Genomic DNA, 13,681 nt, shown 5'->3' on the forward strand with positions numbered 1-13,681 from the left:
AGCATACGACTTGGTGGTCGGGTTCCGGCGCCGGCAGCGAATGCGGCCCGCGCGGATTAACCCATCAAGTTCGTATTGTGTCCACAGCCGCTGTCTTGATGCAACAGCCGGGACACATGTATCAAATTGTACAAAGCTTACTCAGCGCTTTTCGCATTAATCGGGCTGTTTTTCACCTCGCGCTCCATCAAGCGATAAATGCGCCGATATTCATCAAGCCAGCTTTCCGGTTCGCGGAAGCCGTGCGGCTCAACCGGGTAAATCGCCATTTCGAATTGCGGCTTTTTCAGCTCGATCAAGCGTTGCACAAGACGCACGCTGTCCTGGAAAAAGACATTGTCATCGAGCATGCCCGAGCAAATCAGCAACGGATTTTTCAAACCTGAAGCGAACTCGATTGGTGAACTACGCAAATACGCATCGGGATCGACTTCCGGCGTGTTCAGAATGTTCGAGGTGTAGCCATGGTTGTAATGCGCCCAATCGGTGACCGGGCGCAACGCCGCACCTGCGGCAAACACGTCCGGTGTTTTGAACAAGGCCATGAAGGTCATGAAGCCGCCATACGATCCACCATAAATGCCGATACGGTTGCGATCGACGTTGGCTTCGTTGACCAGCCACTCAACGCCATCCAGATAATCTTCCAGTTCCGGCGTGCCCATGCGCTGATAAATCGCCGTGCGCCAATCGCGGCCATAACCTTCAGATGCCCGGTAATCCATATCGATGACGACATAGCCTTGGGCCAGCAACAGGTTATGGAACATGTATTCACGGAAATAACCGGACCAGCCCATGTGCGCGTTCTGCAAATAGCCGGCGCCATGAACAAACATCACGGCCGGTTTTTTCTCACCCTGCTGGGTATTGGCGTTGCGATAAACACGCGAGTAAACCGGCTGCTTGCCATGTGAGGATGGCACCGCAATGATTTCCGGCGCCACCCACGGAATCGTTTTGAATTCGGCCGAAACGGTATCCGTCAATGGTTTGGCCGGCTGACCCGGTTGTTGCCAATACAGCTCCGGCGGACGCGTCGTCGTAGAATGAGTAACGACCACCGCGTCACCAACGGGTGACAATACGAACTCATTGTCGCCACCGAGCGCGCTGACGGCTTCGTCACGCGAGCCGTCGGCATTGACCCGATAGACCTCATGATTGCCAGGATGATTTTTATTGGCGCGGTAATAGAGCCAGTTGCCATCGCGAGTCAGTTGCACACGATTGACTTCGAATTTGCCCTTGGTCAGCGCTTTCGCTTTGCCTTTCAACGGCTTGACATACAGGTGGCTGTAACCGGTTTCTTCCGAGGTATACCAGAAGCGGTTGTCCGGCAACCACCCGAATTCATTGAACTCGCTGTCATTGACCCAGGCCGGATCATGCAAACGATGCAGCAGGCGCCATTCGGCCTTGTCGAAATCGACAGCGACCAGCCAGCGATCCTTGTTGTCATAGGAAAACAAATTGACGGCAACCTGGCTGCCATCTGCACTCCAGTGCACACCGCCGGTCGGCCAATGATGGACATAAATGGCGCGATTGCCTTTGCTCTTCTCCAAGGATTTGCCAGCGCGCTTGGCGGCAGCCTTTTTCAGGTCGAGCAGCGGATCATCCTTGATGCCCGGCAGATTGTCATTGCTGATCAAGCGCTTGCTGCCGGTTTGCAAATCGATCAGGAACACACTCTCGTTATCAGGTTGATCATTGCCGACTTTGCTGCGCACATCACGAACGCCGACATAGCCATCACCGGAAACATACTCCGGCATTTTATCGCCACGACCATCGCGCTTTTCCTTGTCGACACCGACAAGCAGATAGCGGCCATTCGGTGACACGCTGACCGTTTCCAGGCGCATCCCCTTGCCGAAGTAAAAGGGCTTCGGTGCCGTCGTCGGTAATTTTGCCAATGCCTCATTGCGCTCGCGGCTTTCGGTTTGGCGTTGCTCGCGCAGCTTGATGATGTCGAATAGCCGCATTTGCTGCTGCGACAACACATCGCTTGCCGGTTCGTTCTTGTCTTCATCTTTCATCGCCAGCGATGCGAGCAGCTCGATAAAGCCATCACGCAAGCGAATAGCAACCAGGGATTCGTCCTGCAACAACACCACGCGCTCGTTGCCGATCAGGCCGACCAGACGCCCGGCTTTGCCGGTGCGCGTCAACGCCCGGGTATGGCCGTTTTCGCGTACATACAGATCGCCCTGACTAAGCCAGGCGACCACCAAACCATCAGATGAAAAAACCCGGTTGTCGTTTTCCAGTGCGACGGTTTCCGGCAAGGTCAGCTTGCTCGGCTTCATGTCACCGGACAACGACAATTGCCAGGTGTCATACAGTGGCGAGCCGATTTGTTTTTGCTGGTAATACAGCGTGTTGCCATCGCTGCTGATCACCGGCCGTTCCGGTGCGTTGCCGATCCAGTCCGGATTGGCCATGATTTGTTCCATTGAAACATTGGGTGCCGCCAGCACTGGCAGCGAGGCAAAGGCTGCCGCCAGCAAAGCACTGATCGTTTTGTTCATTGCGCAGTTTCCAGCAGTTGTTGTTGTAAAAATTGCACAGCCATCGTTTGATAGACATCACGATTCGATTTTTTGGCGAAACCGTGACCTTCATCCTTGGCCAGCAGATACCAAACCGGCACGCCATTCTCGCGCACCCGTTTGACAATTTGTTCGGCCTCCGAGGCCGGCACCCGAGGATCATTGAGTCCCTGTACGACAAACAACGGCACCTTGATCTGGTCGGCGTTATTCAGCGGTGCAATTTTTTCGTGAAAGGCGCGCATCTCCGGATCGCGTTCATCACCGTATTCAACCCGGCGCAAATCCTGTCGATAGCCTTTGGTGTTTTTCAAAAACGTCGAGAAATGGGAAATGCCAACGACATCGATGCCGCCGCGTAAACGTTCGCTGTAATGCACCAGCGAAGCCAGCACCATGTAGCCACCATAGGAGCCGCCCCATACCACCACACGCCCGGCATCGAGATCCGGCTGTGTTTGAATCCAGTCGAGCAAGGCGCCGATATCCTTGACCGAATCTTCACGGGCAAAACCATTATCGAGCGCCAGATAACTTTGCCCATAGCCGGCCGAGCCTCGGACATTCGGCTCGATCACCGCGATGCCGCGTTCGCTGACCAAGTATTGGGTCATCGCGGCAAAATCGGCACGCGATTGTCCTTCTGGTCCGCCGTGAACACTGATCACCACTGGCGCTTTGCCGGTGACGTCTTTTGGTTTGTACACCCAGGCCGGGATCAGACGCGGCTGGCCTTTCACTTGATCAAAGGTCGGATAACGAATCAATTCCGGGCTGACAAAACGCTTACCATCCAAACCGCCCAATTCACTGGCAGTCCATCGCTGCCAGCGCGGTTCATTTAATGACACGACAAAGACGTCCGATGGCGACAGCACAGACGAATAACTGATCGCCAAGCGGTTGGCATCCGGACTGAATGACAAGGCATTGATCGCCACCATCGGTAACGGCGGTAACGACAACACCTGATGGTTTTGCAGATCCAATACCGTTAGCGTGTCGCTGCCATCTTCATTGACGACATAAGCGAGAAAATGGCCATCATCGGAAAGCGAGAAACGTTCGATATCCCAGTCATGTTTGACCAGCGGAGCACTTAATGACTGATGGCTTATGTCATAGCGCGCCAACTGCTTGAATTCATTACTGCCGCTGTAACTCAGATAAAGCTGTTTACCATCAGGCGAGAACGCTGCGTCGTCGTAGGCGACCCGTCCTGGCAACGGTCGCACCGCCTGCACTTTCAGGGTTTCCAGATCGATCAACACCAGCCGCGACTCACTGACCGAAATATACTGCCGGGCGAGCACCTGCTTTTCATCGCGGCTGACATCGACAATATGGTAAGAGCCGATCACTTCGTAAATCCGGCGCACCTCACCGCTTGCCATATTGCGCTGATATAAATCAAAATCAACGCCGTTGCGTTCATTGCTGGCATAAAACAGAAATTGGCCGGAAGCGCTGAAATGTGGTGATTGATAACGCGACTTGCCATCCGACAACAACTGATGGCTACCACTGGCCAGATCAAACAGATAAAGCTGATAGTTTTCGCTGCCACCGGTGTCACGTAAGTACACCATCTGCTGTACGGTTTTATCCGGACGAATCACCGTCGATGCAATCGGCTCAGAAAAAAACGTCAGCTGAGTGCGAGCACCCAGTGGTTTTTGCACCTGATGCAATTGGTTCGATTCGGCAAAACGGGTACGGATGATCAGCGAAAGGCCATCGGGCATCCAATCAACCAGCGAAGCATGGCGAATATGACTGTAGCGAGAAAGAGAATCGGCAATCTGCGGATCAAGCTCGGGCATGCCGTCGAACACCAGTTGACCTTGCTGTCGCGACTCGGCGACGCTCAGCAGCGGCGCAAAAACCAGCAGCGCACAGAGAACAGAAAAACGCATGACCACACCCGACCGAACGACAGGTCATGGATAGTAGCAACCAGGATTCCGCTCTGCCAGCCGAAGCCGGAGTTAATATTCCAATTTAGCGTGAGACTGAAATCTGATCGGATCTGTTTAGCCGCGCAGTGCGGAAACGAATGATGCAAGCCGAACGGCGTCAACGACAGAAATGCATTCGCGGCCCATGCTTGATGCAAGCGCGAAAATCGCTCGCCGGTGGCAATGAAAGCAGGTATTCGGCAACGGCCTTGGCATCCGCATCATTCAGGTACTGGCTGCTGGTATCGATGTACTCACGCATTTCATCGCGAGCATTTTGTCCCCACTCGCTTTTACCGGTGCGCAAATATTCGGCAATGGTTTCCGGCTCCCAGAGCAGCAAGCCCTGTTCATGTGGTGTCAGATTCGGCGCAGGATTGCCACTGGCCAGTGTCGCGCCACGCAAGGAAGCGTTGTCCCGGAATCCACCAAGCGGATCGCGCGCCGTATGACAGGCACCGCAGTGCATCAGATGATCGACCAGGTATTGGCCGCGGGAAAGCGCTGCCTCCTTGGCAAGAGGCGGATATAACACCTGCCACCACTGCAGCAGGAATTCGGCGCGCAACATCAGGTTTGGTTGATGGCTTTTGTTGCGTTGCTCACTGGCCGGTTGCTGATCGAGATAATTCTTAAGCGCCGCTAAATCCTGATCACTCAAGCCGGCAAAATGGCGATAGGGAAACACCGGATAATAGGCGCGACCATCCGGTGCAATGCCCCGCTTCATCGCCCGTCTGAAATCGTCCATCGACCAACGGCCAATGCCATGCTCGAGAGAAGGCGTAATATTGGACGAATAAAATAAACCAAACGGAGTCTTGAACGCTTTTCCACCAGCCAGCGGCGCTTGCCCTTCAACGCTATGACAACCGATACAGCCACCAATGCGCGCGAGGTATTGCCCTTGTTCATTCGCCTTTGCCGCCAGCGCAGCGCTGGCCAGCATCAGCCAAAATACAATTGCTCCAAATCGTCGAGCAAGGCTTTGGACGGCGGTGTCACCGGTGGATGATAGTCGTCGAGATTTTCCAGTGTCAGGTTCCATTCTTTCAGCAATTGCGCCAGTGCATCGATGCGATAATACCAATAGTGTAGCGCGTCCAGATCGCAGGTGTTGCCGGGCGCTTTCGGCAAGGCGCGCAATCGTTCGGCCAAATCCGTATTCGGGAATTGTTTGTCGTAGGCGCGCAAGCGAGCCTCGGTGCGTTCGGCGACCAGTTGCATCAGGCTGATTTTACCGGCCAGGCTGATTTGGGAAAAATCATCCAGCTCGCCGAATGGGGTGTAATCGACCGCCAGCAACAACGCTTTTTCATTGCCTCGCACCGTCACCGTGGCGCTGCGTTCGGTGTCATACATGATCGCCAGCGCCCCGACAATTTCTGCCGGATAAATCAATCCGACCTCGACATTGCCTTCATCATGGGAAATGACCGACAGCTCTCCGTTCAACACAAAATAAAACCAGGAATCGAACTCGCCGGCTTGAATGATCGACTCACCCGGTTCAGCGACGACAATTTTACTGTGCTCGTACAACGCCTGCAGATCAGTACGATGCTCGGCCAGCAGCTGCGAGAAAAAGGGCAGTGATTGGAAAATGGGTTCCAGTCGTTCGACCGGAAATCGGTTCAGCATGACACTGTGCATAGTCGGGAATCACCGATTGGAATAAAAGCAGAAGGTGACATGTCGATGAGCCACGATGCGAATTGCTCATCAACGCTTGAGATCAGCATAACGTGAAATGCCGCATTGCGCCAAAAACTGACGAACATTCTACGGCAGTGCCGACACTCAGGTTATCGGTACTTTCGTGACCAGCTTGCGCAGCAGGCCTGGAAAAAATCGCTTCAACCAAGCGCCATGCCGTTCTTTACCGCCAACGATGATCTCGGCCTTGTTCTGATGCATCGCCTTGATAATCGCCGCAGCACAGGTTTCTGCTGGTATGCCTTTTTTCTGGGCATTATCCATTGACCCCTGCTGCTGGCCATCGCCTTTCAAGGCACTGACGGAAAACGGTGTGCGAATCCAGCCCGGGCAAACCACCAGTACCTTTACCACGGTGTCGTGCATTTCCGCCCGCAACGCATCCATAAAACCAATCAACGCATGTTTCGAGGCGCAGTAGGCAGAACGACGCGGTGTCGCGAATTTGCCCATCAGGCTGGCAATGCCGACGACCATCGCGTCCGGCCGCGTCAGCAAATGCGGTAACAAGGCCCGGGTCAGCGCAACAATGGAAAAATAATTGATTTCCATGATTTGGCGATCGACGGTCATCGTCGTTTCCATGACCGTCGCCCGCTGACCAATGCCGGCATTGTTGATCAACACATCAATATGGCCGGCTTTGGCGATAGCGGTTTGCACCAGCTCATCCAATCGGTCAACATCGGCCAAATCAAACGGCAACAGGATATGGGATTCGGCATTGGCGCAACGATTGCGCACATCAACGAGCAATGCCTCGCGGCGCGCCGTCAGAATCAAACGGGCACCGTGTGCAGCCAAGGCCTGCGCCAATGCCTCACCAATGCCACTGGAGGCGCCCGTCAACCAAATGGTCTTGCCCTGCAAATGCATGCGCTTTGCCTTGTTCTTTTCAGTCGATAAAGAAAATTACAAACCGTAGGTTTGTTTGCACAGCACGTTGTTGCCGGCAACATCTTCCATCATTTGCAGATCAGCGGTGTCGCGCATGCGCAGCGTCAGCGGAATCGACACGTCGGACAAAAAGCGATAACCGAGCAGCGTCGAGGCAAAGCTGACTTCGGCCGAATTAGGTCGTGCAGTATCCAGATCGCGGGTTTCGACCATTTCCGGATACTGGGCTTTCAGCTCTTTGCGCTTGGCTTTGTCTTTATCACGATCTTGCGGGCGCAGAGAAAACGCCATGATGTCGAATTGCTTTTCAATGGCAATTACCCGCAGTTGGGCATTACCATTTTCATCTGGCATGGCGCGGAAGGTGACAAATACCCGGCCATCGCCCTGATACTTCAACTCACCGGTCAACGTCGTTGAGGTACAAAAGGCTTGCACGCCTTTCAGTTTATTCAACACCTCGCCGTCGAAAATCTGACGACGAATAACAAAGGGATACAGATCTTTCAGCACCGCCTCGGGCGCCACCAGCAATTCATTGCGCTGATCGAAAATTTGTTTGACCGGTTGGTTGGCCAACATATTGCGAACATCAACTTGTTCCTGCGGTTGCAAGGTCACGGGTCGCCATTGGGCATTCACTTCACGAATGTCCTGACCGATGCAAACGCCTTCCAGACACAGATCCGCTGCATGCGCAGACGGCATCAACATGACGCTGAACAACGAAATCAGTAGTGCACGTTTCATGACACCCTCTTCCTCAATCACGGAAATTATTGAACTGCAAAGGCTGCTCGATGTCGGCGCCGCGCAACATGGCAATGACTTCTTGCAAGTCATCACGCTTCTTACCGGTTACCCGAAGCTTGTCGCCGTTGATCTGCGACTGCACTTTCAGCTTGGCGTCCTTGATCAATTGGTTGATCTTTTTCGCCAGCGTCTGTTCGATACCTTCTTTCAGCGTCACGGTGCATTGCACGGTTTTGCCGGATGGTTCCGGATCGGCAATTTCCAGCGCGCCAAGGCTGATGCCGCGCTTGCTGAGTTTCTGGGTAACGATATCGGTCAACTGTTGGAGTTGGAACTCGGAATCGGCAACCAGTTTCAATTGCATGTCAGTGTGATCGATACGGGCATCGGTACCGCGAAAATCGAAACGGGTGTCCAATTCCCGCCGGGCCTGGTCGACCGCGTTGGTCAATTCATGGCGGTCAATTTCGGAAACAACATCAAACGAGGGCATGGAGTAAGTGGTATGACAACTCGGGTGGCGCGATCATAGCATGAGTTCGTTCACAAAACGCTCAACCGCCATTATTACCAAGCCTTTGGGGTCAGCCTCGATTGGAAAAATCGCCAATGAAATTCCATCGTTGTCATTGGCGATAGCGCGAATTGGCCGTCTGATTGCTCGCGTTGATGCAACCGCGGTTCATTTCAGCAGCCCCTCCAGCAGCTTTTCCTTGTCGGCCAACAAGGCTTCCAAACCACCAAATTGCTGCAATGCATCGTCAACCGGCGCCAGCGCCTCATTGGCCTGAGCCATCAGTTTTGCCCGCACCTTTTCGGTTTGCTTCGACAGTTCCTGTTTCAACGCCGAGCGCACGGCCCGCTTGACGATATCATCCAGCGAGCTCTTCAGCCGGCGCATGACTTCCTCGCCTTGGCGCTGGTAATTCAGCGAAATATCGAGCGCGTCGGTCTTGCCGATTTCATTGATGATCGTCTGGACAATGTCATTGTCGTTGTTGCTTTGCACATTCAAGGCCAAATCACGAAAGCGCATGGCCAGATTCATGTGGGCGCCACTGTCATCGCTGCTGCCGCTAAGCTGGGCGTTCAGGGTTGCCGATTGACTGGTCAGCGCCAGTTGCGGATCGCGGCTCAGCGTGTAGCTGCCTAGCTTGATGCCATCAACGACGGCGTTGACATCAATCGCTGGCGCCGCCGGTATCGTGTCGATCGTCGCGTCCAGGTTGAACGCACCGCCGGCTTTGCCTGTGCCTTTCAGACTCAACGCAATCGGTTTGCCAACGAGTTGCGGCTGATCGGTAACATCCGTCAACTGGCCACTGAAATCCCCTTGCCAACCAGCCCATTCCAGCAAGCCATTCAATGAGGCTTTTTTCAACCAGAATTCCGGCTGCGGATCGCGCTCCGGGTAATGCACGTTGACGCCTTCGGCACGTGCCGGTGGCGGTGGCGCGTCCGGATCCTGCCCGGCCACGACCCTGGCCTTGTTGATCCACGGCTCGGCGCTTTGGTAAAACTGCAGACCGTCATTCAATTGCCCTTCCAATGTCGGACCGAGCACGCCGGAAATCAGCCGATCAGAACCCGGCACATCGAAACTGAAATTGTTCAGCATGCGGTCGACATCCTTAGCCGGCGCCGCCTTGATTTCCTGATAGCGATTCTTGAACTGCTTGTAGTTTTGCTGCACCTGGTCGCGCAGCGCGCGAATATTATTCAAATCCGCTTTGATTTCCTTGCGCAGCTGGTCAAGCTCCTTGCCCTTGCCAAGCAAGGCCAAACCGCGTTCCAGGCCTTTGCCGTCACTGCCTTCTTTCAGCTTCTTGAAGCGTTGCTGATAGGACTCGATTTTCGCTTCATCCGGCAGCTGTACGCGCTTTTGCTCAAATTGCTCGCGTGCCTGTTGGATATCATTCTGCAAAGCCTGCACCGATTGCAGCGACTCCAGCTTCAGGTTATCGAGCAGCGCCATCGCGCTGTCACTGTCGCCGAGCGCAGCAAAATCGAAATTGGCGATTTCCGGCACCAGACCAGCAATGCCTTTTGGCCCGCCTTCCGCGACCCAGCCTTTGCTTTGCCGCATCGTGTTGAATTGAATGCCGTTGATCTGCATGTCTTCGATATGCACCCGGCGCCAGAGCAATTGTTCGGTATTGATGCGAGCATCGATCTGACCAATCTCAATCAGGTTGCGCTCTGGTTGCGAGGCGTTGGTCACCTGCAAACGGTCAAGCACAAACTGCCCTTGCTGCAAGCGCAAATCGACTTGGCCGACATTGACTTCAGCACCAACAGTATCCGAACCAACGCGCTCAATCGTGCGCGCAATCCACCAATCCGCGAGCCACCACCACAGCAGCGCGACCAACGCGATAACGGCGAAAAATCCCACCAAGCCCTGCCAGCGTAACCACTTCATGACGAACCTCCCAGACGGGTGAACGCTTCCGTTACGCGGGTCGTTTGCAGCCATTTCATCAACGGCGTTTTCTCCAGTTTTGCCTGCCAGTGTTGACGGTAATAGCGCACGCCGAAACGCGCCAGCAACGTCATGGGCAACAAGGCCAGCAGCGCTATCAGCAATGAACCAATGACAACGGTATTGTTGAACCGGGTCCAGCGCAAAAACGCGTCGTTATACCAGTCGGTCCATAGTGGCAGCAGTGCGTTGCTGTTCAGCACGGCATAACCGGTTTGATGGAATACCGGATCAAGCAAATAAGCGATGGCGGAAAACAAACCGAATGAGACAAAAAACAAGCTCAGATTCACCCGGCACCACAGCGCAATCAACACGACAATCAGGTTATGCAGACTGAGCAGCGGTGTCAGCCCAAACAACATGCCGAGGCTGACACCAAAAGCCAGTTGCCAAGGGCCGGTTTCAGAATTCAGGACTTTCAGGATTTTGATCAAAGTGCCGAGCACAGCATTTCTCCTTGGCTGTTGTCTGCGCGATCAGGAAAACTACGGCGGTATACGGAATTACGCCTTCAGCGGAACAAAATCCGCCGTCTGCTCCACCCGATGCAACCAGCGGCGGATATGCGGATACGCATGCAAGTCATAGCCGCCATCCGCTGCACAATGAGTGTAGGCATACAGGGCGATATCGGCAATCGTATAGATATTGTCCGCAAAAAACACGTTACGACTTAAGTGTTGTTCCATGACATCCAGCGCTTTATAACCGCGCGGCATGCAACGGGCGATATCCGCAGCGAAACGTTCTGGCGCGCCAGAAAACGCTTTCCAGAAGCGCACGGTGGCGATGTAGGGTTCGTGACTGTATTGCTCGAAGAACAGCCATTGCATGACTTGCGCTTTGGCCCATGGCGAACTCGGCATCAACGCGCGACCTTCCGCAACAAAACACAAGATCGCATTGGATTCCGGCAGCGCACGCTGTGCATCGATTTTCAACACCGGCACCTTGCTGTTCAGATTCATGGCCTTGAACGCTGGGCCGTATTGTTCACCGCCCTGCAAATTAACTTCGACGCGCTCAAACGGAATATGCAGTTGCGTCATCGCCAGGCGACATTTATAGCAATTACCACTGGCCGCCATTTCATACAACGTGTACATGCTGGAACTCCTTTCTCTTGCGTGCAGAAAAATTGTTAGGGTCTGGCCGGATTCAACAACCAGTCCGCCGCCGATTGCCAAAGCTGATCCGGCATGCGGCTGCGGAAAAAGCCGAAATGACCAATTTGTTTGACGCCAATATCGCGTGGCCGAATGGTGACGATCTGGCGCGGTGCGTTGCGGTAAAAACCGGCAACGCTTTTTACCGACGACAGTGGAGCATAAAGCCGATCATCGGACAAATGGACAAAACGCATCGGCTGACGACAGCGCGCATAATGTTCACGCAGCGGTTCACCATCCGATGACACGACATAATGCGGCGAGCGTGACCAGCGTCGCCATTGTTGAGCGATGCCTTTGGGTAGCGGGCCAACGCCGAAATATTGCCCTGGAAAATAACCGAACAGCGGTGTCGTCACCGGAATAAAAATATTGAAGAACGACCACACCGTGGCGCGATAAGGCCAATCGTAATGGCCGGTCCAGGCGGAGGGTGCGGCGACGGCAAATACCGCATCGACTTCGTCGCAATTGGGTGCTAGGCCAAACAACGCCGCGCCAGCCGAATGGCCGACAACGACATGACGAAAATCAGGAAAATGTTGTTTCACGTAACTGACGGCTGCCGCCATATCGCGTTCACCGAGATCGCGGAAGGTCGCTGAACTCAAACGCGGATGCGTGTGCAAGCTATCGCCAATACCGCGATAGTCATAACTCAATACGGTAAAACCACGTTCGGCCAAAAATTGGGCAAAACGTTGATAAAATCGCCGCTGCACGGCCAGCGCCGAATTGATTTGCACCACACAGCCATTGGCCTGTGCCGGACGCCATAGCGTTGCCCGCAAATGCGTGTCGTCGGCGCAACGGATTTCGGTTTCGACACTGTTCAGCACATCAGCCATGTTATGGCGTTACCTCAATTGATTTGTTTTTGTTCAGTCGGGTATCGAAAGGCGGCGCAAACCATGCGCCGTTTTCTGGATATTTTTGCACCGACTTCTGTCCACACCGGCTGTGGAAAACATTGTGAACGAGACGTGGGAGTCAGTCCGCACCCCGCCAACACCATGACACGCCGGGCGCTGTTGTTTTTTTCGTCAGCGCCGCGTTGGCGGAATGAAGCGGCGCACCACCGGTGTCACTTTCTGCCCGCTCTCCATGCCACCAATCGTCACCAAGCCGCCATTCAATTCCATTAAGCCACGATGATCCATCGTCGGTGTGGGTAGTGTTCCCCAGTTTTCCCAGGTTTGGTTGTGCAGGTTGAATGCCATGACCTCAGCCACTGGTTCTGCCGGCACGCCGTCATAGCCAATGCCGTTGTAATTGTACGGCCGCTGGGTGCCACCCGCGAACACGATATGACGACCACGCAAACGGGTGCCGGTGGCGGCAGCGCGATAGCGAAAAGCACTGCTAGGCGCTTTGATCGGCCGCCACTGAATGTCACCGAGCACATTCTCATTCAGATAACCAAGCCAGCATTCATCACTGAGTCGATATTGGCGTCGCCCTTGCTCAACGCCGGCGACATAAACGCCGCCGCAAATCAGCATGTGATCATCGAGCAGCCCGCCAGCGTGGCCGAAAACGGCTTTACCCGGAAATGCTGTTGCCTTGCTCCATCGTTCAGCACCGGTATCGAACCACTGCACATCGCTGACATTGCCATCGTTGTGCCAGCCGGAGATCAGCAGGATATGGCGCTCGCGCCAAACCAGTGCCACCGAATCATCGACCGGTTTTGGCATCGGCGGCATCGGGTCATAGCGACGTTGCAATGGGTCGAAACGCCAGACCTCCGGCGTCGAGACTTCTTCACCGTTACCGGCGACGGTGTAGCCGCCAAATAGGTATAGGTAGCGCCCAGCACCGGCGGCGACACTGGCGAGCCGGGACGGCCCCGGCACCGGCGGCAACACATGCCAACGACCGGTATCGGCGTCGAGTTCGTAAGCGGCGCGGGAAATATCCTCGGCGGCTTTGCCCGGCCCAAGGCCCATGAATGAATACAGACGGTAGCGTCCGGCGATATCCAAACGAGCAACCGCATTGTTGGCCAGAGGCTGAGGTACTGGCGGCAGCGCCGACTGATTCAACGGTTCGGCGGCAAAACTGGGAGCGCCACAGCACAATGCCCACACCAATGCCCAGCGCGCTAGATAAGACATCCTTTGCCCTTTGTCGACAGGGTAACGGCAG

General features: G+C 54.5%; 12 protein-coding genes. All 12 read right to left on the reverse strand.

The window, feature by feature from the left end:
• Window positions 1-137 precede the first annotated feature (137 nt).
• The 12 genes from E2H98_RS03985 to E2H98_RS04040 all read right to left on the reverse strand — a co-directional run bounded on the left by E2H98_RS03985 (window position 138) and on the right by E2H98_RS04040 (window position 13,650).
• Window positions 138-2,534: a S9 family peptidase gene (locus tag E2H98_RS03985; protein ID WP_133588039.1), complete on the reverse strand. Its 2,397-nt coding sequence runs from the start codon at window positions 2,532-2,534 to the stop codon at window positions 138-140.
• On the reverse strand, window positions 2,531-4,471 hold the full coding sequence (locus tag E2H98_RS03990; protein WP_133588041.1) for a S9 family peptidase: 1,941 nt from the start codon (window positions 4,469-4,471) through the stop codon (window positions 2,531-2,533). Before E2H98_RS03990 ends, E2H98_RS03985 begins: the two co-directional genes overlap by 4 nt.
• Window positions 4,472-4,631: 160 nt before the next feature.
• The gene (locus E2H98_RS03995; RefSeq protein ID WP_157591235.1) at window positions 4,632-5,462 is read right to left on the reverse strand and encodes a c-type cytochrome; all 831 of its coding nucleotides are present in this window, start codon (window positions 5,460-5,462) and stop codon (window positions 4,632-4,634) included.
• Window positions 5,462-6,154: a cyclic nucleotide-binding domain-containing protein gene (locus E2H98_RS04000; RefSeq protein ID WP_157591236.1), complete on the reverse strand. Its 693-nt coding sequence runs from the start codon at window positions 6,152-6,154 to the stop codon at window positions 5,462-5,464. Before E2H98_RS04000 ends, E2H98_RS03995 begins: the two co-directional genes overlap by 1 nt.
• Window positions 6,155-6,313: 159 nt before the next feature.
• Window positions 6,314-7,105 (reverse strand): SDR family oxidoreductase, encoded by a 792-nt coding sequence (locus E2H98_RS04005; protein ID WP_133588046.1) that lies wholly within the window; start codon window positions 7,103-7,105, stop codon window positions 6,314-6,316.
• A 36-nt stretch (window positions 7,106-7,141) separates the two neighbouring features.
• Entirely contained in the window at window positions 7,142-7,876 is a 735-nt protein-coding gene (locus E2H98_RS04010; RefSeq protein WP_133588048.1) for a hypothetical protein, read from the reverse strand.
• A gap of 13 nt (window positions 7,877-7,889) precedes the next feature.
• A complete protein-coding gene (locus E2H98_RS04015; protein ID WP_133588050.1) occupies window positions 7,890-8,372 on the reverse strand; it encodes a YajQ family cyclic di-GMP-binding protein in 483 nt (160 codons plus the stop codon).
• A gap of 189 nt (window positions 8,373-8,561) precedes the next feature.
• Entirely contained in the window at window positions 8,562-10,301 is a 1,740-nt protein-coding gene (locus tag E2H98_RS04020; protein ID WP_157591237.1) for a TIGR03545 family protein, read from the reverse strand.
• Window positions 10,298-10,810: a TIGR03546 family protein gene (locus E2H98_RS04025; protein WP_133588054.1), complete on the reverse strand. Its 513-nt coding sequence runs from the start codon at window positions 10,808-10,810 to the stop codon at window positions 10,298-10,300. Before E2H98_RS04025 ends, E2H98_RS04020 begins: the two co-directional genes overlap by 4 nt.
• 57 nt (window positions 10,811-10,867) lie before the next feature.
• On the reverse strand, window positions 10,868-11,470 hold the full coding sequence (locus tag E2H98_RS04030) for a glutathione S-transferase family protein (protein ID WP_133588056.1): 603 nt from the start codon (window positions 11,468-11,470) through the stop codon (window positions 10,868-10,870).
• 35 nt (window positions 11,471-11,505) lie between these two features.
• Window positions 11,506-12,381 (reverse strand): alpha/beta hydrolase family protein, encoded by an 876-nt coding sequence (locus E2H98_RS04035; RefSeq protein WP_133588058.1) that lies wholly within the window; start codon window positions 12,379-12,381, stop codon window positions 11,506-11,508.
• Window positions 12,382-12,576: 195 nt separating this feature from the next.
• Window positions 12,577-13,650 carry a Kelch repeat-containing protein gene (locus E2H98_RS04040; protein ID WP_133588060.1) on the reverse strand — a complete coding sequence of 358 codons (1,074 nt, stop codon included), beginning with the start codon at window positions 13,648-13,650 and terminating at the stop codon, window positions 12,577-12,579.
• Between the last annotated feature and the right edge of the window lie 31 nt (window positions 13,651-13,681).

The sequence above is a fragment of the Permianibacter aggregans genome (assembly GCF_009756665.1).
Classification (GTDB): domain Bacteria; phylum Pseudomonadota; class Gammaproteobacteria; order Enterobacterales; family Permianibacteraceae; genus Permianibacter; species Permianibacter aggregans.